General features: G+C 67.9%; 16 protein-coding genes and 1 other RNA gene. 6 read left to right on the forward strand and 11 right to left on the reverse strand.

Translation table 11 applies throughout. The features are described from left to right. Nucleotides 1-11 precede the first annotated feature (11 nt). Genes epsE through JJB11_RS11345 form a run of 4 tightly spaced genes read left to right on the forward strand, consistent with a single transcriptional unit; the run spans nucleotide 12 to nucleotide 3,906 of the window. Nucleotides 12-815 carry a polysaccharide export protein EpsE gene (gene epsE, locus JJB11_RS11330; protein WP_201170646.1) on the forward strand — a complete coding sequence of 268 codons (804 nt, stop codon included), beginning with the start codon at nucleotides 12-14 and terminating at the stop codon, nucleotides 813-815. Between the two features lie 22 nt (nucleotides 816-837). Next, the gene (locus JJB11_RS11335) at nucleotides 838-2,202 is read left to right on the forward strand and encodes a chain length determinant protein EpsF (protein ID WP_201170651.1); all 1,365 of its coding nucleotides are present in this window, start codon (nucleotides 838-840) and stop codon (nucleotides 2,200-2,202) included. Continuing rightward, a complete protein-coding gene (locus tag JJB11_RS11340; protein ID WP_201170660.1) occupies nucleotides 2,199-3,143 on the forward strand; it encodes a polysaccharide biosynthesis tyrosine autokinase in 945 nt (314 codons plus the stop codon). The genes JJB11_RS11335 and JJB11_RS11340 overlap by 4 nt, the downstream gene beginning before the upstream one ends. Continuing rightward, nucleotides 3,127-3,906: a WecB/TagA/CpsF family glycosyltransferase gene (locus JJB11_RS11345; protein WP_201170663.1), complete on the forward strand. Its 780-nt coding sequence runs from the start codon at nucleotides 3,127-3,129 to the stop codon at nucleotides 3,904-3,906. Before JJB11_RS11340 ends, JJB11_RS11345 begins: the two co-directional genes overlap by 17 nt. A gap of 262 nt (nucleotides 3,907-4,168) precedes the next feature. On the opposite strand, the gene JJB11_RS11350 is transcribed toward JJB11_RS11345, so the two are convergent. From JJB11_RS11350 to JJB11_RS11385, 8 genes are read right to left on the reverse strand one after another with little or no spacing between them, the layout of a single operon-like run. Next, nucleotides 4,169-5,170, reverse strand: coding sequence for an NAD-dependent epimerase/dehydratase family protein (locus JJB11_RS11350; protein ID WP_201170665.1), 1,002 nt, complete (start codon nucleotides 5,168-5,170; stop codon nucleotides 4,169-4,171). Then, nucleotides 5,167-6,858 carry a GMC oxidoreductase gene (locus tag JJB11_RS11355; RefSeq protein WP_201170667.1) on the reverse strand — a complete coding sequence of 564 codons (1,692 nt, stop codon included), beginning with the start codon at nucleotides 6,856-6,858 and terminating at the stop codon, nucleotides 5,167-5,169. The genes JJB11_RS11350 and JJB11_RS11355 overlap by 4 nt, the downstream gene beginning before the upstream one ends. After that, nucleotides 6,855-8,024: a glycosyltransferase family 4 protein gene (locus JJB11_RS11360; protein ID WP_201170669.1), complete on the reverse strand. Its 1,170-nt coding sequence runs from the start codon at nucleotides 8,022-8,024 to the stop codon at nucleotides 6,855-6,857. Before JJB11_RS11360 ends, JJB11_RS11355 begins: the two co-directional genes overlap by 4 nt. Continuing rightward, nucleotides 7,999-9,144, reverse strand: a complete 1,146-nt coding sequence (locus JJB11_RS11365) for a glycosyltransferase (RefSeq protein WP_201964774.1) — start codon at nucleotides 9,142-9,144, stop codon at nucleotides 7,999-8,001. Before JJB11_RS11365 ends, JJB11_RS11360 begins: the two co-directional genes overlap by 26 nt. Beyond that, nucleotides 9,141-10,097: a glycosyltransferase family 2 protein gene (locus JJB11_RS11370; RefSeq protein WP_201170672.1), complete on the reverse strand. Its 957-nt coding sequence runs from the start codon at nucleotides 10,095-10,097 to the stop codon at nucleotides 9,141-9,143. The genes JJB11_RS11365 and JJB11_RS11370 overlap by 4 nt, the downstream gene beginning before the upstream one ends. Then, on the reverse strand, nucleotides 10,094-11,440 hold the full coding sequence (locus JJB11_RS11375) for an O-antigen ligase family protein (RefSeq protein WP_201170674.1): 1,347 nt from the start codon (nucleotides 11,438-11,440) through the stop codon (nucleotides 10,094-10,096). Before JJB11_RS11375 ends, JJB11_RS11370 begins: the two co-directional genes overlap by 4 nt. Further along, nucleotides 11,440-12,945: an oligosaccharide flippase family protein gene (locus JJB11_RS11380; RefSeq protein WP_201170676.1), complete on the reverse strand. Its 1,506-nt coding sequence runs from the start codon at nucleotides 12,943-12,945 to the stop codon at nucleotides 11,440-11,442. The genes JJB11_RS11375 and JJB11_RS11380 overlap by 1 nt, the downstream gene beginning before the upstream one ends. Next, on the reverse strand, nucleotides 12,945-13,112 hold the full coding sequence (locus JJB11_RS11385; RefSeq protein WP_201170678.1) for a hypothetical protein: 168 nt from the start codon (nucleotides 13,110-13,112) through the stop codon (nucleotides 12,945-12,947). Before JJB11_RS11385 ends, JJB11_RS11380 begins: the two co-directional genes overlap by 1 nt. An 834-nt stretch (nucleotides 13,113-13,946) precedes the next feature. Between JJB11_RS11385 and JJB11_RS26550 the strand changes: the two genes are divergently transcribed. Together JJB11_RS26550 and JJB11_RS11395 are read left to right on the forward strand one after the other, a co-directional pair. Further along, the gene (locus JJB11_RS26550) at nucleotides 13,947-15,869 is read left to right on the forward strand and encodes an acyltransferase family protein (RefSeq protein ID WP_201170681.1); all 1,923 of its coding nucleotides are present in this window, start codon (nucleotides 13,947-13,949) and stop codon (nucleotides 15,867-15,869) included. Between the two features lie 564 nt (nucleotides 15,870-16,433). Next, nucleotides 16,434-18,800 carry a glycoside hydrolase family 5 protein gene (locus JJB11_RS11395; protein ID WP_201964775.1) on the forward strand — a complete coding sequence of 789 codons (2,367 nt, stop codon included), beginning with the start codon at nucleotides 16,434-16,436 and terminating at the stop codon, nucleotides 18,798-18,800. An 88-nt stretch (nucleotides 18,801-18,888) separates the two neighbouring features. Here the strand turns inward: JJB11_RS11395 and JJB11_RS11400 are convergent, their stop codons facing one another. From JJB11_RS11400 to ssrA, 3 genes are all read right to left on the reverse strand, one after another. After that, complete coding sequence (locus tag JJB11_RS11400; RefSeq protein ID WP_201170686.1) at nucleotides 18,889-19,764, reverse strand: GH12 family glycosyl hydrolase domain-containing protein; 876 nt, start codon at nucleotides 19,762-19,764, stop codon at nucleotides 18,889-18,891. Between the two features lie 809 nt (nucleotides 19,765-20,573). After that, on the reverse strand, nucleotides 20,574-21,425 hold the full coding sequence (locus tag JJB11_RS11405; RefSeq protein WP_201170688.1) for a glycoside hydrolase family 12 protein: 852 nt from the start codon (nucleotides 21,423-21,425) through the stop codon (nucleotides 20,574-20,576). Between the two features lie 749 nt (nucleotides 21,426-22,174). Continuing rightward, nucleotides 22,175-22,548, reverse strand: a transfer-messenger RNA (tmRNA) gene (gene ssrA / locus JJB11_RS11410). Nucleotides 22,549-22,633 lie beyond the last annotated feature (85 nt).

Consider the following 22,633-nt stretch of genomic DNA (forward strand, 5'->3'; position numbering starts at 1 on the left):
GGAGTGCGCTCATGCCAAACCTGTTTCGAAACACGATAGCCCTGGTGCTGTCGGCCCTCACTGCGGCCGCCACACTGGCCGCTACACCACCACCGGACTACAAGCTGGCGGCGGGGGATTCCATCAAGGTCCAGGTCTACCAGAGCCCGGACCTGACGGTGGAAGCACGGGTTTCCGAGGACGGCACCATCAGCTACCCGCTGGTGGGCAGCGTCGCCATCGGCGGCATGAGCATCCCCCAGGCCGAAAAGAAGGTTGCCCGCGCCCTCGAGCAGGGCAAGTACCTGAAGCAGCCGCAGGTCAACATCGTGCTGCTGCAGGTGCGGGGCAACCAGGTCTCGGTGCTCGGTGAAGTGCAGCGCCCTGGCCGCTTCCCGCTGGAGACCATGACGGTGCGGGTGAGCGACATGCTCGCCACCGCCGGCGGCATCAATCCGCAGGGCGCCGACCAGGTGCTCGTGAGCGGCACGCGCAACGGACAGCCGTATCGCAAGGCCATCGACGTGCCCAGCCTGTTCCGCCCCGATGGCGCCAACGATGACGTGCTGCTCGCTCCCGGCGACACGCTGTACGTCACCAAGGCACCGACCTTCTACATCTACGGTGCAGCCCAGCGTCCCGGCACCTACAAGATCGAACGCGGCATGACCATGCAGCAGGCACTCGCCGTTGCGGGGGGCCCGAACGCACGCGGCAGCGAGCACATGCGCCTCGACCGCAAGGGCCCGGATGGCCACGTACAGCAGGTGGAGCCGCGCATGACCGATGTGGTCCAGCCTGGCGACGTGCTGTTCGTCAAGGAAAGCCTGTTCTAAACAAGGACCCAGGGAGGACTCAATGAGGCTGCATCAATTCTTTTCCATCGTTCGCGCACGCTCGCGTCTTGGCATCGCCATTTTCCTCGGCGTGCTCGCGCTGGCCGCGGTCTGGCTCGTGGTGCGGACGCCGTCTTACGTCGCGCGCGCCCCCGTCCTGGTCGACGTCCGGACCGACCCCGTCGGCAGCACCCCGGTGCAGGGAATGGTCACGCCCGGCTATGTCGCGACGCAGATCGACGTGGTGAAGAGCCGCGCGGTGGCGGAACGCGCGGCGAAGCTCCTGCCCGCGGACCAGGAGCCGATGCTGCGGCTGAAGGGCGACCCGGGCAAGGGCCCGGTGCCTGAAGAGGCGATCATCAGCGCGCTGCAGCAGGGGCTGCAGGTCACGCCCGCCCGCGAGAGCAACATCATCCAGATCGGCTGGACCGGTCGCTCGCCGCAGGAGGCCGCCCGTGTCGCGAACGCCTTTGCCGAGGCGTACATGGCCACCAACGTCGATCTGAAGACGAAGCCGGCCAAGCAGTACACGGCCTGGTTCGACCAGCAGATGCAGCAGGCCCGCGAGCGTCTGCAGGCCGCGCAGGCGAAGCTGGCCCAGTTCCAGCAGAAGTCGGGGCTGATCTCCACGAGCGGCCAGGCCGACTATGAACAGCAACGCCTCACCGAGCTCACGACGCAGCTGCTGGCCGCACAAGGCCATCGCACCAGCCCCGTCGCGAGCGGGGGCGACAGCGCCGAAGTCTCCAACCTGCGCGGCGAAGTGAGTCGCCTGCAGGCCAAGGTGGACGAGGCGAGCCAGAACCTGGGGCCCAACCATCCCAAGATGATCCAGATGAACGCCGAGCTGCGCTCCATGCAGTCGCGGCTGGCCGAGGCATCGGCTCGCGCCGGACAGGTCGTGGCCGGTGCCGGCCAGGCCAGCGCCGCGCGCGTTCGTGAGTTGCAGTCGCAGCTCGACGCGCAGAAGGCGCGCGTGCTGTCCCTGGCCCGCGACCGTGGCGAGTTCAACGTGCTGGAGCAGGAAGTGACGGCGGCCCAGAAGGCCTTCGACACGGTGGCCGCGGATGCCGCGCAGTCGCGCCTGCAGAGTCTCTCGACGCAAGGCAACGTGGTGTTCCTCGGTGCGGCTTCCGCGCCGCTGCAACCTGTCGGCCTGAGCAGCACGGTGGCCTTGGCCCTCGCAGCGGTGTGCGGCTTGATCCTGGCGCTGCTGGGGAGCCTGCTGGCTGAAATCGCGAACCGTCGCGTGCGTTCGAAGGAAGACCTCGAGAGCATCACCGGCCTGCCGATCCTCGGCATGGTGCCGGCACCCTCCGCACGCGTCAGGCTCCTGCCCATGGGCGGCGGCCGTCCCCAGTTGTCGTTCTCCAGGAGTGCAGCATGAACAGCCAGGTCTATCCCCTGCCCAACCGCGCCGAGTCCGAAGACGTGGCCCTGCGCAGCGAGCCCGAGTTCCACGTCACCGTCCATGACAAGCCGAGGCCGGTCAGCCAGACCCTCGTCGAGATCGGGCGGCTCTCCGCGGACGACACGCGCCTGATCCAGGACTACCAGGCCCGCACCGGCGCCAGCTTCGCCGACGCCGGCATCTCGCTGGGTCTGCTGGACGTGACGGACCTGCGCGCGGTGCACGCCGCCGAATTCGGGCAGGTGCTGCTCGCCCCGGACAGCGGCATCGCCGACGAAGTGATCGCCGCGCGCGACCCGGATGACTCCGCGGTGGAGCACCTGCGCTCGCTGCGCACGCAGCTCACGCTGCGCTGGTTCGAAGGCCACGAGCGGCAGTCCGCGCTGGCCATCGTCAGCCCCGGCTCCGGCGAAGGCCGCAGCTGGATCGCCGCGAACCTCGCGGTGCTGTTCGCGCAGACCGGCAAGCGCACGCTGCTGATCGACGCGGACCTGCGGCGCCCGCGCCAGCATGCGCTGTTCGGGATCTCCCCGCAAAACGGCCTCTCGGCCATCCTAGCCGGCCGCGCCGGCCTGGACAGCCTGGTCGAGATCGCGGGCATCCCGGACCTGACGGTGCTGCCCGCAGGCGTCGTGCCGCCCAATCCGACGGAGCTGCTCTCGCGGCCGCTGTTCCAGCGCCTGCTGAACGCGCTGCGGGCCCGCTACGAGATCATCCTGCTGGACACGCCGGCCGCTTCCTTCGGCGGCGATGCGGACACCATCGCGGCGCGCGCCGGCGGGGCCCTGGTGGTCGCCTGCCGTGACGTGTCCTCGGTTCCCGCCCTCACGTCGCTGTGCGATAACCTCGGGAACTTCGGGGTGACCGTCACCGGCGCCGTGCTGAACGGAGCACCCGCGCATGGCCGACGCCACTGAGCGGCAGGCCTGGATCGGCGATTGGAGGAAGTTGCTGGAGCGGCTTTCCTCCATCGACAGCACGCACCAGGAGTCACAACTCCTGCGGGCGCTGGCCTCGCCCGTCTACCCGACGGTGCTGGGCTTCGCCAATGCGCACGCGATGAATTCGGCGGCGGAAGACGCGGACTTCTCGCGAGCGCTTGCGGGCTGCGACGTGCTCCTGCGCGACGGCAGCGGCGTGGCGATCCTGATGCGCCTGCTGGGGCAGGAGCCGGGGCTCAACCTGAACGGCACGGACCTGATCCCGAAGCTGCTGCGGCGCTTCGACGGGGGCACCATCGCGCTGTTCGGAACCCGTGAGCCCTACCTCGAACGGGCGCGCGCGCAGGTCGAGTCGCAGCTGGCGCCGCAAAGCCCTTGCATCTGGGCGAACGGCTTCCTGCCGGACGCCGAGTACCTGCGGCTCGCGCGCGAGCACCAGCCCGACCTGATCGTGCTGGGCATGGGCATGCCGCGGCAGGAGATCCTGGCGCACCGCCTGCGGGCCACGCTCACGCATCCGTGCCTGATCGTGTGCGGCGGGGCGATCATCGACTTCCTGGGCGGCAAGACCCCGCGCGCGCCGCAATGGATGCGGACGGCGGGACTCGAGTGGTGCTACCGGCTCGCGCTGGAGCCACGGCGGCTGTTCGCACGCTACGTGCTGGGCAACCCCTTGTTCCTGGCGCGGGCCTTGCGTTTCAGCCTGGCAGCGCCGGTGATCGGACGCGGGACCGCCTGAGCTTGCGCTCAAGGGCCGCCTGGCGCGGCCCGCGGCAGGGCCTCTGTACGCTGCTCGGCCCGCGGCAGGGTCTCCGTAGGCTGGCGCGGCCCCCGGGCCGCGGAAGGTGACCGCAGGGACCCCCAGCGGGATCCCCGCGCACTTTGCTGGGGTTCGCTGCGCTCACCGCCAGCCTACGCAAGACTGCGCTCAACACTAGCGTACGAAAGGCGGAGCGCGGCCCGCGGCGGGGGCGGCCGCCTCGGGCCCGCTTCCCCCGGATCTAGCGCGCGGCGAGCGGCGCAGCGTGCCGCAGCGGATGGCCCGTCGAAGTCCACCACTCCGCCACCTTGGGCAGTGTCTTCGCGTAAGGCGTCCAGCTCACCCCCAGGTCTTTTTCGGCGCGCTCGCTGCGCAGGCGCAGGTGCCGGCCGAAGAGCGCGAGCAAGCCGGGCGGAAACACTTCGGGCACCCAACGCGCGTTGCCGCCCACGCGCTGGACCGCGCGTTCGAGCAGCTTGAGCGGGGGCGCGGCGAAGCGCGAGTCGGCCAGCAGTTGCCTGCGCCCGACCGTCGCGACCGGAACCGCCCCGATGTGCAACGCCAGGTCCACGAAGTACTCGTTCCAGCGCGGACTGTCGGGCGCCGAGAGGTTGTACGCCTTCGTCGTCCCGCCTGCAGGCGGCTGGCGCAGTGCGGCCAGCACCGCGCTGCAGACATCCTCGACGTGCACGAGATTGCTCCAGCCGTCGCCCGCCGCGCCGAGGTCGCCGAGGCGGCGCCACTCCAGCAGGCGCGCGATGCGGCCCACCCACAGCTCGCTGCCGGGGCCCCACACGCAACCCGGGCGCAGGATGACCGCGGAACCGCCGCCGGCGGCGAATCCTTCGATCACCTGCTCGGCATCGTTCTTGGCGCGCGCGTACCAGCCGATCGAGGAATCCTTCGCTGCGTCCTCGTCCAGCTCGCCTTCCTGTTCTCCATAGACGGACATCGAGCTGAAATGCACGATGGTCCTGCAGCCGCTGCGGCTGGCTGCCTGCACCAGTGCCGTCGCACCATCCCTGATCGCGCGGGCGCTGCCCGCAACGCAGTTCACCACTGCGTCCACGTCGCTCATGGCTTGCTCGAGGGCCCGCGCATCCGTTGCGTCCAGGCGCACTGCGCGCGGTCCGCGTGCGGCGCTCCTGGAGGCGGCCACGGGCGTCGCCCAGCCGCTCTCCTGGAGCCGCTGGACCAGCCGCTTGCCGATGTAGCCCGACGCTCCCAACACCAGGACTTTCATGCCTGTACCTCCTGCTCGCCCGACGGGACCACGGCCCGAAGCCGTTGACCGATGTGCTTGCCCAGCCGCAGCGTCAGCGCCACCAGCGTCAAGGTCGGATTGGCCTGGCTGGACGTGGGGAACACCGAGCTGCTCGCGATGTAGAGGTTGTCGACCCCGTGCACGCGGCAGTCCGCATCCACCACGCTGGTGCGCCGATCGACCCCCATGCGCGTCGTGCCGACGTGGTGGCCGCCGTAGGCACCGAAGCGCATCAGTTCCTCTTCCAGCGTCGCCGGGTTGTATTCAAGGCGGCCGGCGCCGGTGTGCTGCAGTTCGACGGCGATCAGGTCCAGCATGCGGCGCACCGAGGCGATGTCCTGCGGGTGGTAGCGCCAGTCCACGCGCAAGCGCGGCACGCCGAGCGCGTCCACCGAATCGGTCAGCGTCACGCGGCTTTCGCGCCGCGGCGCCTGCTCCGCATGCATCTCCAGGCTGAACCGGTTCGTGCGGTTGCGCAGGATCACGGACGGGTACTTGCGGGCCGCCAGGGTGCGCTTGAGCGCCCAGTGCCCCAGGAATGCGGCGGTGTCGAGCGGATCGCACAGCACATTGCGCAGGTGCTTCGCCTGCAGCGCCAGGCCGCCCTCTTCGCCGTCGCGCAGCCGCTTGCTGTATTCGTAGCTGATGAAATTGCGCGCGAGGAACAGGCCCGACAGCACGCCATTGGCATGCGCCGGGTCGGCGATGCGCGGGAAGTGCAGGCGCGCGACCGCGTTGAGCAGGTGGCAGCGACGCTGCTCCTCCGGCGCGATCGACAGCCGCCGGCGGCAGTAGATGCCCTCCGGGGTGCGCAGGTAGGCATGCTGCACTTCCGAGGGCGACCCCGACAGCGTCAGCTGGCCGACGTTGCCCGCGATGTGGCACATGTAGTAGCGGCCGACCACGTCGTGGTCGTTGCCCACGCCCAGCGGCGCGACGTCGCGGCTCGCCAGCAGCAGCCGCGCCGTCTCCAGTCCGCCCAGCGCCAGGACGGTGCTGCGCGCGGCGACGCGGAAGCGCTTGCCGCCCAGCGTGCTCACCGAGATTTCGCGTACCGCATGTCCGCCCGCTTCCAGCACGACGCGCGTGCAGTTGGCACCGAGCAGCACCTCGATGTCGCGCGCGACGCGCAGGCGCGCCTCGTAGCGCTCGCCGAAGTTGGTGGGACAGGAGAAGCGCTCGAGGCTGTTCGTGCGCACGACCTTGCTCACGAGCTGCCGGATCAGGGGCGCGCCGCCGGGGCCGAAGACTTCGTCGGCGTCGTACGCGTAGCGGCCCGCCTCGGCGATCTGGTTCGCCTGCGGATAGAACGGTTCCAGGTCGTCGTGGGAAATGGGCCAGCCGCTGTCCGCGACCCAGTCCCTCTTCTCGAAGTCGATCGGGTCGAAGGGCACGCAACGGCCACCCCAGATGGCCGTGGAGCCGCCCAGCCGGCGTTGCCGGTACTTGTCGGGCGGGCTGTGCAGGCGCTCGTCCACCACTTCGCCGGCATACAGCGCCTGCGTGGTGGCATCTTCCTGCATGCGCCCGGACTCGAGCAGCAGCACCTGCAGGCCCTGGCCGATCAGCGACAAGGCCAGCGAAATGCCGGCGGCGCCGGCGCCGACGATGCAGACGTCGGGACGCAGGCAAGCGCCCTGCTCGATGGTTTCGGCATCGGAAATCACGCGTTCACCTCCGAGCCGGTTTGCGCCGCGGATCCACCGGCCGAGGTGCCGAACCGGTCAGCATGCACCCGGGCGATGCGGGCGAAAAAGCGCGCCATGGAAAACCTCTCTTCATACGTCCTGCGCCCGGTGGCGCTGAGCGTGCGCAGCAAGTCGGCGTCGGCCAGCGTCTCGCGCAGCGCGGCGCCGAGCGCCTCGGGATCGCGCATCGGAACGAAGCGCGCATGCACACCGTCCTCGAGCACGTGCGGCAGTTCGCCCACGGGCGTGCAGATCACCGGCACGCCGTGCGCGAACGCCTCCAGCACCACCAGCGGCAGCACCTCGTCGTGCGAGGGCAGCACCAGCACGGAGGCGTCGCACAGCAGGCCGCGCACGACGTCCTCGTCGCACCAGCCGGCGAACTGCGTGATCTCCGCGATGCCCAGGCTGGCTGCGAGCTGCGTGTAGCGCTCGATCTCGCCGCCACCGGCGAAGGTCAGGCGCAGCGCCGTTCCCCCGGCGTGGGCGCGCGCCGCACCTTCGAGCAGGTCCACCACGCCCTTGGGGTCGCACATGCGGCCGACGAAGAGCACGTGGTGCACGGGCCGCTCGGCGGGATCGGGCCGCACCGGTGCCACGGCCGGACCGGGAACACCGTTCTCCACCACGTCGATGCGCTCGGGGCGCACGCCGAGTTCCTCGGCGACGAAGCGCCGGCCGTTCGCGCCGATGACGACCACGCCGGCAGCGAGCGAGAACATCCAGCGCGTGAGCCGCTGCGCGGCCGCGGGCAGGCGCCCGTAGAAGGTGCGCATCTCGCCGTGCAGGTGGATGATCACCGGCACGCGCAGCAGCCAGCACGTGGCGACCACGCTGCCCTTGCGCACGATGCTCATGCGCTCGGCCATGTTCACGTGCACGCCCGCGAGCCGCCCCGACAGGCGCCCGCGCAGGATGCGCAGCAGCGCGAGGGCGAGGAACAGCAGCGATGCGACCGCGCTGCCCGGGCCGCGGGTGTCGAGCGGCCGCAGCGTGGCCGCGTCGCCATCGTTGAACTGGAGCTGCGCCGAAATGAGGTAGTCGGCCACCTTGAACATGCCGCCGCCCGCGGGCGACCACGGGCAGGCAACGTAGATGAAGCGGCCCTGGGCGCTCGGTTCAGTCGGAGACGGTGCTCGTTGCATGCTCGGGCAATTCAGTGGATGCGAAGACGGGGGCGTCGTGGGCTGGCGAGCGCGCTGGCGCCAGCGACGGGACGTTGGCGGCAAGTCCCTGGCCGTGCTGCACGGCGACCGCGATGCGCAGGTTCGGCGCCGTGCGCGGGCGGAACAGGCCGCGCACCATTCCCGCTGCGTGCAGGTTCCAGGACGCTACGGAATACACGGCGCGCGTGACCGACCGCTTCTTCGCGGCGATGGCGGCAAAGGGCAGCAGGCCGACGGCGAGCACCGCCAGTGCGCGCGCGAGCGCAGGCAGCGGCCAGGCCGGCGAAGACAGGAGGACCAGCCACCACGCGACCACCGCGACGTAGAGCTTCAGTTCGCGCAGGTCGCGCCAGACCAGCCACCAGTGCGGCCGCCCGGCGGCGCCGCGCAGGAGCTCGCCGAGCCCGCACACGTACTTGCTGCGCCACCGGCGCAGCAGCAGCTGGTAGGGAGGCGCGTCGTGGCCGTAGTGGCTGACCGCGTCGACGGGGATGCGAACGAGCTTCCAGCCGGCCGCACGCAGGCGGACGGCGAGATCGAACTCCTCATAGGCGTGCAGGTTGCGGTCCGACAGCCAGCCTGCCTGCTCCACGGCCCCGCGCCGATAGAGTCCCCCGCCGTCGAGACGGTCGACCTCGCCCGGCGCCAGGTGCGCCGCATTGCGCAGTGCGCGCTCGCGGTACTCCATGCAGTGCAGGTTCATCTCCACGATGCGGCCGCCGACTCCCGCGACCTGCGGGTGCGCGTCGAGGTAGTCGAGCGCGGCGCGCAGGAACCCGGGCTGCAGCTGCATGTCGGCGTCCATCACGTAGACGTATTCGCCGAACGAGTGCTGGAAGCCGAGCTGCGGTCCGATGCCGCAACTGCGCTCGGCTCCGTCCAGCAGCCGCACGATGCGCACCGGCAAGGTGGACGCGATCGCCACGGTGTTGTCGGTGGAGTGGCCGTCGGCCAGGATCACCTCGCCGCCCACTTCGGCGACGGCGGCGAGGCTGCTGCGCAGCGCCTGCTCGATCCGCCGTTCCTCGTTGTAGGCCTTGATGATGACCGAGACGCGGCAACGCGAGCGGATGGGGCTGAAAGGCTGTGCTGCGATCACTGTGCGGATCCCTGGTGCGAATAGACGTCGCTGGCGGCGAGGCGCCAGCTCTGCCAGCGGCTGGCGACGGCACCCGGCAGACCGAGCATGAGTGCGGTGAGCATCCAGCGCGTGCCGAAGCCGGCGTAGCGCGCGCGGGCCAGCGACTGCTTGGCCTCGGCACGCTGCCCTGCGGCCAGCTGGGCCCGCGCCAGCGTGATCTCCTGCTGCGCGACGAACCACAAGGCGGAGCGGCGCTGGTCAGCGGACAGCGTGCCCGCAAGCGCGCGCGCGCGCATGCGTTCCAGGAACGGAGGCAGCGTCGTTCCATGCGCCGAGGACAGCGACCCCGCCACGGCGGTACGGTACGCAGCGAGTTGCTCGCGCACCAGGGCCACGGGGCTGTCCTCCGCGACCCGGAACCACACGTCCAGGTCTTCGCCGCAGGACTCGCCAGGTGGGAAGCATGGCTGCATCGCCCGCAGCCGCTGCGCACGGATGGCGACGCTGCCCGTGAAGAAGGGAATGTCGCGCATCCAGCGCCGGTGCAGGTCGGCGACGACCTCCACCGGGTTCATCGCCGCGACGCTCCACGGCTCCGGTTCCTGCGTGCCTTCGATGCAGCGGAAGCCGGCGGCGAGAATGTCCGCCTGCGGAACGCTCACATGCGCACGCGCCCAATTGCGCAGCAGGTCGGGGTGTTGCCAGTCGTCCGCGTCGAGGAAGCCGATCCACTCTCCACGCGCCAGGGCGATGCCGCGGTTGCGCGCCTGCGAAACGCCGGCATTCGCCTGGCGCACGAGCCGCACGCGGCCGTCCGGGATCGCCGCCACCCGATCGGGCCCGTCGTCGGTGGAACCGTCGTCGACGACGATGACCTCCAGCGGCGCGAACGACTGCGCGAGCGCGGAGCGCACCGCCATCTCGACCAGCCCCGCCTTGTTGTACAGCGGAATGACGATCGAGAAGTTCATGCGGGATGGGCGAGCGATGCGGGTGCGCGCCGCACGACCGGTTCGGGTTGCCGCCGCACCGCCGCGGCCAGCGTGATGATCAGCAGCAGGTGGGCGAACAGCTCCATGCCGTAGCCGAAGATCATGAGTGGAATCTCGCTCACGCTGCGCAGCGCGATCGCGAGGAAGAACGCCAGGCTGAGCCCGCGCGTCGCGCGGGCCGTCGAGATGGCGAGCACCAGCAGCACCAGCGTGTACGCGATGAGCGCGGTGGCGCCGACCGCACCGGACCGGGACAGCGTGTCGTAGAACTGGTTGTGCGCGCTGGTCGCGTTGGGCATCTGGATGCTGTCCCGGAACGCGTCATCCCACAGGCCCGGGCCATAGCCGAAGACCGGGTTCGCATGCCACTCCTCCCGGGCGATCTCCCAGATGCGGTCGCGGCCGGTCAGGGTCAGCAGCTGCGAGCCTTCCTCGCTGGAGGTGAAGTTGGCCGCCTTCACCCCGATATCGGAGAAGAGCAGCACGCCCGTGACGGCCGCGATGCCGAGGATGCCGACGGTGCAGACCACGAGGCCGTACTCGCGCTCCTTCGGGTCGGCGAGGCGGCGCCACATGCCGGGCAGGTTGCGGACCGCCAGCATGGCCATGGCGCAAACGATGAACCCGATCCAGGACGTCTTGGATTGCGCGAAGAACAGCGAGGCGAGCCCGAGGCCCCACGCCGCCACGTTGAGCCAGCGGCGGCCGAACGGGAAGGCCCACAGGCTCAGGAGAAACACCTCGCAGAAAATGCCCATGGCGACCGGGTGCGGCGCGAGGCCGCCGTAACGCGGCAATCCTGGCAGCAGGCCCTGGTCGTAGCTGGTATCGAGCACCAGCACGGGATCCACGAGGACCAGGGCAGCGCTGGCGACCAGGAACACGAGCAGGGACGTCCTGACCCATTCGACCACGCGGCGCAATTCGTCCGGCTGGGAGAGCGCCGCGGTCGTTCCGATCAGGAGCGAGTAGAAGTAGTCGTGCTGCAGGTGCGGGTGCGCACTGAACAAGGCCGGCGAGCCGACGGTGCCCAGCCAGTACACGATGTAGGCCCCGGCCAGCACGGGCGAGCCACCCTTGCGGCCGCCGGCAAACCACGAGTAGAGACGCTCGAGGCAGATTCCGATGATGACCACGGACGCCAGTCGCTGCAGCCAGTCGGTGACGCGGCTGTCGATCATCGGTCCGCGAGAGAGGTCCGCGAAGTTCTGCGACAGCACACGGCCGGAGAGCAGGATGCCGACGGCGACCACCACCAGCATCAACGGCAGCACCCAGTGCAGCAGGGAGGGAAAGTCTTTGTTGCGTCTGCGCATGTTCATCAGCTCGCTCCCGGTACCGCCGCAGCGGCCAGCGGGGAAGTGGGTTTGGAAAGGAAGGGCAGCATTCGCGAGAGCACGGCCAGTGCATCCCGACCGAGCCACTGCGGCGCCAGGATCAGCACGAAGGGCGCCGGCGCAGTGCCCACGACCGCACCGGCAAGCAGACGCGCGAGCGGCGCAGCGTCGCTGCCGGCCAGGTGCTGGCCCAGCAGCACACCGGCGCCGCACAGCAAGGCAAGCGAGCCACCGCGCAGCAGCGCGACGCCCACCCCGGTCCAGCGCAGGTGCAGCCTGCGCAGCACGGCGACCACCATGACCGCCGCACGCGTGAACATGACCAGCACCGAAGCCGCGGCAACGTAGCGCACGCCCTCGTGCGCAGCCCAGAACCACAGGCCCGCCGCAACCGCCAGCACGGGCAATTGCAGCAGGCACTCGGACGACTTGCGCTGCGCGTTCCAGAGTACGGGGGTGGACATGCCCCAGCTCGCCCACGCCGGCACGCACAGGAACAGCGCGGCCAGCACCCAACCGGCGTCGCCCCATGCAGGGCCGTACACGAACGCCACGAGATCGTGGGACAGCAACGCAGCCGCGACCGCCATCGGCGTCGCGATCACGAGCACCGCGGCGACCGCCCTCGACCACCCCTCGCCGAGGCGGCCGTGATCGTCCTGCAGTTTCGCGCCGGTGGACAGCAGCGTCGGCTGCACCGCGCCGACGAGCAGCGTGTTGGGAATGGACGCGACGTTGTAGGCGAGGTTATAGACGCCCACCGAATGCGTGTTGAGCACGCGGCCGATCACCACGCGGTCCAGGTTGTTCAGGCACCAGTTCACCACGTTCGTGAAGAACACGATGCGGCCGGTCGACAGCGTGTCGGAGCCCGCATGCCTCAGCAGCGGGCGCACCGGATGCCGTCGCACCGCGCACGTGGCCACGAGGACGACCGCAGCCTGCACGACCGCCGCAACGCCGAGCGAAGTCGCGCCGTAGCCGCGCAATGCCAGCACCACCCCCACCCCGAGGTAGCCGATCGCGTAGCTGCCGATCTGGATCAGCCCAAGGCTGCGGAAGTCCAGCTCCCGTTGCAGAAGGCATGTCGCAGTCGCGCTGGCGGCGGTCAACGCACTGGCGATGGCCAGCAGCTGCACCATGCCGGCCACGCGGGGGTCGGAGAAGAAGCTTGCGATCCAGGGCGCGGCAAGCCACATGGCGACCGCGCAGGCCACGCCGATCAGCATCTGCCAGGTAAACGAGAGCCGGATGTCCTCGTCCGTGACCTTCGGCAGCAGCATGAGGTTCCAGCTGAAACTCGCGCCCGACAGGAAGGCGACGAAGGTCAGGACCGTCATGCCGATGCCATAGACACCGTAGACATCGGGGCCGAGCAAGCGGGCCAGCGCAATCTGCGAACCCAGCTGCAGGCCGAAGCGTGCCATCGTCGTGAAGACGCTCCACTTCACCGCACGCTCGGCGGAAGCCGACAGTTCGTCGTTCTTCATCAGTCGGATGCGCCGATCCGTCGCAGGACCATCACCACCATTACGCCGACTGCGGCGAGCACCATCGCCAGGCGCGAGCCGCGGTGGGGTGCCTCGGTGATCGCGCCGCTGGGCGGGCCGCCCATGACCTGCGTGCCGCTCGCATGCACGGACGCGGGAACCATCATGGGCGCCCGCTGTGCAGCGGCCGCTCCGAGCGGGGCTTGCGCGGCGGCCGAGGAGATCAGCTCCGCTGCTGGCGGTGTCTCGGGCTGCGCGACCACCGTGGCCGGGCAGCCCGTTGCGGCAGACGCTAACTGGGCGACCCCGCAAAGCACCAAGGTCAATAGCAAGTTGCGCATCTCGTTCTCTGTGCGGTGATGTGAGTTGAAGTAACGAAGTGAATTCATTCTGCGTCAGCACTTCAGCCGCGGGGGGTCGGACAGGTGGCTCTTTCAGGCCATGTAACGCACGCAAAGCCGCACAGTGTGCGAAAGGTTGGAGTGCCGTCTTCCCAATGAAAAGTGCTCGCGCGACGCGCTGTGCGGTGCCATCTTTCATCGATGGTTTGAAGCGTCGATGTCCTACATGCGAAGGCCGCCGTCGCCGACGCTTCGACGGGGAACCAAACCGGCTTTTTCTTCCTGCTCGCCACGCTGCGAACCGCAGCTCGCACCTCAAAAAAGAGGACGCGCGCTCCACGCGAGTTTCGTCACCATCGCAAGCGCGAGGTGCGCTGCGGCCGCGCAGGGTCAACAGCGGTGCGCCGCACCGTCACCGTAACTGCTGAACTAGCGCTGCGCCCTCTGCGGTCGAGATCATGCGGGGGGGACGCAGGTGGCTCTTTCAGGCCATGCACCGCACAGTCAAGTGCCCAAAGCGTGCAAGATTGGCCGCCATGGACTTCACAGACACGCGTTTGACTCAGCAGCAAACGCCGCCATCCGCGTGCTCATCACACGCGCCGACGCGCCGATGGAACTGCTGCGCGAGCGCCTCGCCCCCACCGGAAGGATCGCTTCGTGAAGCACAGACCTGAAATAGACGGCTTGCGTGCGGTCGCCGTATTGCCGGTGATCTTCTATCACGCAGGTTTTTCGGCGTACGCGGGTGGATTCGTCGGTGTCGATGTTTTCTTCGTGATCAGCGGCTACCTGATCACCGGCATCCTGCTCGATGAGAAGACGAAGGGAACGTTCTCGATCGCCCGCTTCTACGAGCGGCGCGCGCGAAGGATCCTGCCGGCGCTGTTCTTCGTGCTTGCGTGCTGCATTCCATTCGCACTCGTCTGGTTGCTGCCCGCGGACCGCCAGGATTTCTTCAGGAACATGGCGGCGACGACGCTCTTCTCGTCGAACATCTATCTCTGGAAGACCAGCAGCTATTTCAGTCGCAACGCGGACCTCAAGCCGCTGCTTCACATGTGGAGCCTCGGCGTCGAGGAACAGTTCTACCTGTTCTTCCCCCTGTTCCTCGGCATTGCCTGGCGCTTCGGCCGGCGTGCGATAGTCGTGATGCTGACGCTGGCCGCGGTGGGCAGCCTGCTGGTGGCACAGTGGCTCGCACTCGTGCGGCCCACGCCCGCGTTCTATCTCCTGCCACCCCGCGCGTGGGAGCTGATCGTCGGCTGCCTGCTCGCCTTCTACCTCGAAAAGCGCGAAGCAGGCGTACCCATTCTCGGCACCGTGGGCCTGATCGCCATCGCAGCCGCGGTCGCACTCTACGACAAGACGACGCCCTTCCCCGGCTTCTACGCACTCGTACCGACCCTGGGCGCGGCCGCAGTGATCGCCGGCGCGGGACCGCGCACGTTCGCGGGACGCCTGCTCTCCGCCCGGCCCTTCGTCGGCATCGGGCTCGTGAGCTACAGCGCGTACCTGTGGCACCAGCCGCTCTTCGCGTTCGCGCGCAACTACGGTGTGGAGCAGTCCGATTTCCCCGTGATGTTCGGCCTGACCGTGATGAGCCTGGTGCTCGCCACCCTGAGTTGGCGCTTCGTGGAGCGCCCGTTCAGAAGCGGCCTGAGCCGGCAATGGGTGTTGCGGGCGGCGGCAGCGAGCACGGCGTCCATGCTCGCCATCGGCGCGGTGGCGGCATCGGTGATGCCCAGCGACGTGCAGGTCGAGCAAACCGCCGACAGCTGCAACTTTTCGGCAAGCGACTGCTTCCGCCTGCCGGCGCCGCGCGCCCGGGTCGCGCTCTGGGGCGACAGCTACGCAGATGCGTTTGCCATCAGCCTGGCGCGCAGGCTGGCGAAGGACAACATCTCGCTGCACCTTTTCATCAAGCAGAGCTGCCCCTCGATCCTCGGCACGCGCCGCAACGAGCCCCATACGACGGGCGTGGGATTCGCTTCCGACTGCGAACGCCACAACGACGCCTCGGTCGCAACGATCCAGCAGCAGAAGTTCGACTCCGTGATCCTGACCAGCGCGTACAGCTGGTACCTGACTGGCGTGAACACGGAAGGTCGCCCGATCCTCCTCGATCGCGACAACCCGTCGCTCGGTCCGCGCCAGTTCATGTCGGCGCGTCTCGGGCAAACCATCGACGCGATCGCGGCCTCCGGATCCAAGGTGATCCTGGTCACGCCGCACCCCACGGTCGAAGACTTCGACCGGCAACGCCATGAGGTGCTCGCAGGGCGTTTGCATGCCATCCTGGGCGACTACGCACAGGCGACCATGGTCCGGCGCACCCTGCTGTCCGGCCTCGACCCCTCCAAGTTCACCGAGGTGGACGGACGCGACCTGCTTTGCCAGGACGCGAGATGTCCTGTCGTGAGCGGCGGACGGGTTCTTCTTTTCGATGGAAGCCACGTGTCCACGCAGGCTGCGCCCGAATTCGCGGACGCGATCGCAAGGAAGATCGAGGCCGGCCTGGGTTCCAGGCCCAAGCTGCTCCAGGCGAGCAGCGCGCCGCAGCTGGTGGAATTCAAGCGGTGAGTGCGGCACGCAGGCACGAGTCGTCGATGGCCTGACGCAGCAACGCGCGTATTGCTTTAGCAGCGGTGTGGCGTGACTCGCGTGCGCGCCGGAGCATCTTTACCTCTCGTTAACGTCCGGAAGTAAGTTGTTATTTTTCTGACGCGAGGTACGTGGGTCGCACCCGCTGATGCATCCAGGATATCCGCCGTTACTTCGCAGTCGTTGATCGGCTCTCGCGTCGACGTTCCGCCGCAGCGATATCGCTGAGTGTGAACTACGCAATTGTCGAGTGTAGGACGCCTCCCAATTTTCGCGTGAGCGCGACCGGTTCGTCACCGAGCGACCTCTACAGCTCCCATACTGCGCTGGCACATCGTTATGGAGGTCACTTTTATGAAGCGGCGTGAATTTAGTTTGTCGCTCGGCGCAGCAGCCGTGCTCACCGCCTGTGGTGGCGGGGGTGGCGGCAGTTCTGACGGGGGAACCCCGTCTCCGGCGCCGGGCGCAGCGCCGACACCGGGCTCCGGCCCTGCTCCTGCTCCGGGTGGCTCATCCGGGCCGACCGGGCCCGCACCCGTGGCCATGCAGTTCGCCATCGGCACGAACCTCGCGAGCATGGAACTCGGAGACGCGCTCCGGTTCGGGCCGAGCACCTTGCCCAATGTCAATTTCGCAGTCCCGCGCCAGCAGGACGTGGACTACCTGAAGGCCAACGGGTTCGGCAAGTCCCGGCTTCCCATTCGCTGGGAAATGCTGCAGCCGATCCTGCACGATGCGAAGCCGAGCGCCGAAACCCTCTCCAAGATCGGCGTCAGCGGTCCAGGCGAGTTCCATCCCGGATACGCCGCGTTCATCACGCAGGTGCTCGACGCGCATGCGAAGGCCGGCACGAAGTGCATCATCGACGTGCACAACTACTGCCGCTACACGGACTTCGTGTACCAGGCCAACGGCGACGTGAAGGGGCTGACCAAGCCGAACAGCGTCGCTCAGGCGTTCACGACGGATTCCTCCCAGGTGCAGTTCCGCATCATGGCGCTGGCGCCCGGTGCGACGCTCACCATCGACAACTACGTCGACTTCATGAGCCGCATCGCGAAGAAGTGGAAGGATCACCCGGGCCTGGGTGGCTACGGCATGATGAACGAGCCGAACGCGATGCCCAAGCCCGGCGACACCCTCGGCAACGATCCCAACCTGCCCCCCATCTACAACGGCCAGGACCTCACCATCTGGCCGACGTTCGCCGCTGCTGCCGTGAAGGCCATTCGCGCGATCGATGCCGATACCCTGATCTACCTGGGCGGCAACAACTTCAGCGACGCCTGGGGCCTCGGTACCGAGAACCCGGGCTGGCCGCTGAACGCGGAGAAGATCGTGTACGAAGTGCACTGCTACCTGGACGCGACCAACAGCGGACAGGGTGCGAACTGGAACATCCAGGTGGGCTCGAACTTCAGCGTGGGCGTGAACGACAAGGCGCCGATCGACGAAATGACCGGCGCCAAGCGCCTGCAGCAGGCGCTGGACTTCGCGCTGCCGCGCAAGATGGCGATCGCGCTCACCGAGACCGGCATGCCCGCGGATGATGCGCACTGGCAGGCGTCCTGGACGAACATGATCCAGCTCGCGAAGAAGAACAATGTCGAGGTGTATTCGTGGGCCGGTGGCTCGCACTGGCAGCACCGCGGGCAGCACGTCACCCACATTCCCACGTGGTACCAGAACAAGCCGGCCCAGTCGCAGCAAGCCGGAGCCATGATGGCGGTCGCGGAAAGCTGGAAGGCATCGATCTTCGACGCGGGTCCGGGCTGGGCGAGGACGGATGCGGGCGCGCCTGCGCCCGTCACCATCACGGTGTATGCGCGAGGCGCCCTCCAGCAGTCCGTGACGATCACCGTGAGCTCGGACAACGGCGGCACGTTCAACAAGACGACGTTGATCATTCCCGCCGGCGCCAACGGGTCCGACAGCTTCACTTTCACGCCGAAGGCGAATGCAGTCACCACGCTCACTTACTCGAGCAATTCCGCGCCGAACCTGCCGCCGCCGCGCAAGGTGTACTCGCTGACGGACCCGGTGGCGTACTCGGCCACTACCCGAGCGGACGGAACCAGCAACCTCCCCGATGCCGCCATGGCGCTCCTGGCCAAGTACGCTGCGGCGAAGTGGGACATGGCCGATGGCTACACGGATCCGCTTTACGGCGCGCCGTGCGCGGTCGGCCAGGAACTCCGTGCGGTGTCCGACTCCGGCTTCGGATCGTCGGCGGGCAACGAGATGGAGATGGTGAACTGGTTCAACACCGGCCCCGGCATGGGCCTGTTCGTCACTCCCAAGATGGCGATGGTGGGTACGCGCAAGGCGGCCGACCTGACGAATGCCGATTACCGGGTCCAGGTGTTCGGCCTCTGGTGCCGCAAGCGGTTTGCGGTTCCGCTCACGAGCAGCACCACGTTCACCGCGGATCCCACGCCCATCGAGGTCGTGCCGTACGGGCTGAACGATCCCCAGTTCGCCATCGCCGCGATCTCGGTGCCGTCTGCGGACGCCTCGGGCGTCATCTTCCAGGCCAGTGCCGCCGACTACGGACACCTTGCCGCGCTGGAACTGAAGGCGGGTAAGCCGCAGGCGAGGTGGGTGGATCCGGCAGGGACTGAAACAGTGGTGCCCGCGCTCACCGCGCTGACACCGGGCACGCCGACGACCGTGGCGCTCCTGTCCACCGGCTCCACGCAGACGCTGCGCGTGGGCGCCGCCGCGACCAGCAAGGCGGTGACGCTTCCGTCGGCCCAGTTCGATCAGCTTCTGCTCGGCAGCGGCTTCAACTACGACTTTCCGCAACAGAGCTTCGGGGGCTACCTGGTCGCGGCGGTCACGGGCAAGGGGACGCCGACTTCAGCGGAGATGGGCGTGATCGAGTCCTACCTGCTGCTCGGGACGCACTGATCGGTACCAGCTGAAAAGTGAAAAGGGCCGCGCAAGCGGCCCTTTTTCCTGGCGAGCATCGCAGCGGGAGCGGCTCCCGCGGCGCGCGCTACTTCCAGACCCGGTAGTTGAACATCGTGATGTCGCCCGTGCCGTCGACCGGCTCGACACCGAGTTCGACACTCGTGAGGTACTCGTTGCCGTTCGCCCAGGGGGTGCCGGCGCTGTCCTTTTGCGTCGCGACATAGTTGATGAACGCGGCCAGGTTCAGGGTACCGGGCTGGATGCCGGGCTGGTCGGGTTCGAACACGATGAACTTCCATTTGCCATTGAAGTCCGGCGCGTAGTAGATGTGCCACAGGCGCCCATCGATCGTGGCGTCGTGGCTGTACCAGGCCGGGTTGCGTCCACCGCCGCCGGCCACATAGGCGCCGTAGCCACCCCAGTAGTCCAGCGGAATCATGATCTCGTGCGTGATCTCGTTGCAGTTGTCGAACCCATGGCACTGGTCCGGCGTGTTCTGCAGCCAGATGTCATAGCTCAGGTGCCCATGGCCGGTCGGCGCGGCATTGTGCTTGTAAGCGACCGAGCCCTTCAACGAAGCGATCGGCAGTTGCAGCGGGAAGATCGAGCCGGGCGTCTTGCCGCTCGGATAGGTCTGGCTGTTCGTGCCATCGAGCAGGCGCACGTCGAAGCCCCCCGGCAGAGTCCAGGAGTTCGCGTAACCCGGCTTGTTGCCGGACAGCAGCGCCATGTAGCTCTTGACCTCGGTGGTGCCAGTGGGCCAGGCCCAGCTGATGCGGCCTGCGACTTCGCCATTCGGGCCCATCGTCGGGCTCACGCCCATGCTCTGCTGGTACTGAGTGCCGGTGACACCTGTGTAGGTTCCGCGGGTGAGTCCCGCTGCTCCCCAGACACCGTCCTGCAGCCAGTAGGCGTCCGTGTTGAACCCGGTCTGCAGAATCGTGGTCGGCCACGCTGCCATGCTGATGTCGGTCGGAGCCGCCAACGCGGAGCCCGCGGTCGTGGTGGAGGTCGTGCTCGTGGAGGTCGTGCTCGTGGAGGTCGTGCCCGTCGAAGTCGAGCCCTTGCTGTAATTGGAGGACCCGCCGGTGGCGCAGGCATTGGGGACCCTGCGGGCGCAGGCGGCCTGGGCGCTGACGGAGGAATCGTCCCCACCGCCGCAGCCGACCAGGGCGAGCGAGAGAAGGGTACAAAGGGTGAAACTGCTTTTCATTCGACGGTTGGTAGTAGCGAGGTGTGCCGGACTCTTCGTTGCGGCTCAGCTAGGCCGGCAGCCCGGACTCTAGGGGCCATCCGAGGCTCAACCGTTTGAAAATGCAGAGCCGATAAGCGGCTCAAGCGTGTTTTTTTGCGCGGCTCCAACATGCGAAGCGGGCCGTAAAGTCGCGCCACCGCTGGAATTGGCCGACAACCGCGTGGCGCGTTGTCCTACACGTCAGGTTTACCCATTCCTACGCGGAGCGAAGGGTCGTTACCCGGATCCGAAAGAACTCACAGGGAGTTCGTGGCGGCGGCGAGACGCGCGAAAGTCGTCAAGCCTCGGAATCGAGGCCGGATCGGCCTGTCCTCGCGCGTCGAGCAAAGGCCGATTCGCTGGCGGCGCAGAGGTCGGTCCGCTCGCCCTGCAGAGGTCCGCTGCCCGCGACCGGCTATCACGCCAGGCGCGCCTGCGACGGCTTCGGTGAGGGCACCAATAGAAATGGGCCGCGTGAGCGGCCCATTCGTTTGCATGTCTGCGTCGAAGCGGGAGCGTGCTCCCGCCAGTGCGTGCTACTTCCAGACGCGAAACTTGTCCATGGTGATGTCGCCAGTGCCCTCCACCGGCTCGACGCCGAGTTCGACGCTCACGCAGTACTCGTTTCCCTTCGCCCACGAGCCGGAGCTGTCCTTCTGCGTCGTCAGGTAATTGATGAACGCCGCGAGGTCGAGGGTGCCAGGCTGGATTCCGGGCTGGTCGGGTTCGAACACCGTGAAGTTCCAGCCCGTGCCCGGCTGGCCGCTCGGGAAGTTGCGCACGAAGTAGACGTGCCACAGGCGCCCGTCGATGGTCGCGTCATGGCTGTACCAGTCCGGGTTGCGATAGCCGTAGGCGCCGTAGTTGCCCCAGTAATCCAGCGGAATCATGATCTCATGCGTGATCGGGGGCGCGCTGAAGCTGGTCGGCTGGTCGGGCGTGTTCTGCAGCCAGATGTCGTAGGTGAGGTGGCCCCGGCCGGTGGGGGTCGCATTGTGCTTGTACTCCACCGACGTCTTCAGCGACTGGATCGGCAGTTGCAGCGGGAAGATCGAGCCCGGCGTCTTGCCGCTGGGGAATTTGTCGCTCTGCTTGCCGTCGGGCAACTGCACCGCGTAGCCACCCGGCGTGGTCCAGGAGTTCGCCCAGCCCGGCTTGTTGCCGGCGAGGAAAGCCATGTAGCTCTTGACCTCGGTGGTGCCGGTCGGCCAGCCCCAGCTGATGCGGCCAGTGACTTCGCCATTCGCCCCGGTCGTGGGGCTCACGCCCATGCTCTGCTCGTACTGCGAGCCGCTCAATCCTGTGTACGTTCCGCGCGTGAGCGTCCCGGGTCCCCACACGCCGTCCTGCAGCCAGTACGCGTCGGAGTCGGTCCCGGCCTGCAACATGGTGGAAGGCCACACGCCCAGCTGTACCGCGGCGGAGGGGGAGAACGATGTCGACGTGCCGGACGAACCGGTTCCTGGGGACGTGCTGCAGGCGCTGCCCGCCGTGCAATCGCTCGCAACCTGGGCCGGAGAGGAACCACCACCGCCGCCACAGGCCGTCAGCGCAGCGGAGAGAACAGTACAGAGGACGAGCTTGAGTTTCATTTCACCTTTGCTTGGGGGGAGGGACCTGCGACCGCATGGATGGGCCGGGGCACGAAAGCTGGGCGCGACTTTAACGGCGGGTTTTCCCCAACCCGTTTCGTAATTGCAGAGCGGAAAGGCCCTTCAGCGTGCTTTTCCGCACGTTTTCGCATCGCTCGATGGCGGTGCGCCCCTACGGCTGCTGCGTTCTGAATTGAAGAGGTACGGCGTCGCGTCCTACAAAGGCGTGTCACCCAATCCTACGGCTGGGCAGAAACCGTTACGGCCGATGCGGGAATAATCACGTAGCTAGCGGGCCCGCTGGTGCTGGGGAAGCGTCGACGGCTCTCGCGTGGTGCACTTGCAGGGGCGGCGGCCTGCGGCAGAGGCGCTGGGGTTCTCTGTCGCTCACCGCCAGCCTGCGAGCAACCTCTCTGCTTTGCGTCCCCCTGCCGGAACGGCGGCCGCGCCGCCCCCGTAGGCTGGGGTGACGCAGGAACCCCAGCGATGCACGACGCCCAAATGAAAAAAGGCCGCTCGTAGGCGAGCGGCCTTTTCAGGTGAGATGGTGGAGCTGGCGGGAATTGAACCCGCGTCCGCAAGCCTTCTCCGAGCAGTTCTACATGTTTAGCGATCTGGTTTGGTTCTCACCGCCCTCACCGCGCAGTCGCACGCTGAGAGGGCAGCCAGTGCCCTATTTTCTCGTTTCCGACCAAGGCACCCGGTCGGAAACCAGCCAATGTAATGACCCTTGCAGTCAGGACCTTACGACCCTGACCCAGCCCATCGGCCAACTGTTGCAAGGCTCACCGGCAATTAAGCGGCGAGGGCGAAACGTTCGTCGTTCGCAGTTAGTTTGTTTCAGCTGGATTAACGAGGGAACTGAGCCTCGACATGCCCTGCTGCGTGTCCGAACCCACGTCGAAACCGGTGCAGCCCCAGGAGAGCCTAGTTTACGCCATGGCGGCAAATTTCAAGGGCGGCGTGCGCAAGTGCGGCGCAGCCCCGTCCTGGGCACTGGGCGG

The sequence above is a fragment of the Ramlibacter ginsenosidimutans genome, assembly GCF_016654015.1.
GTDB classification, from domain to species: Bacteria; Pseudomonadota; Gammaproteobacteria; order Burkholderiales; family Burkholderiaceae_C; genus Ramlibacter; species Ramlibacter ginsenosidimutans.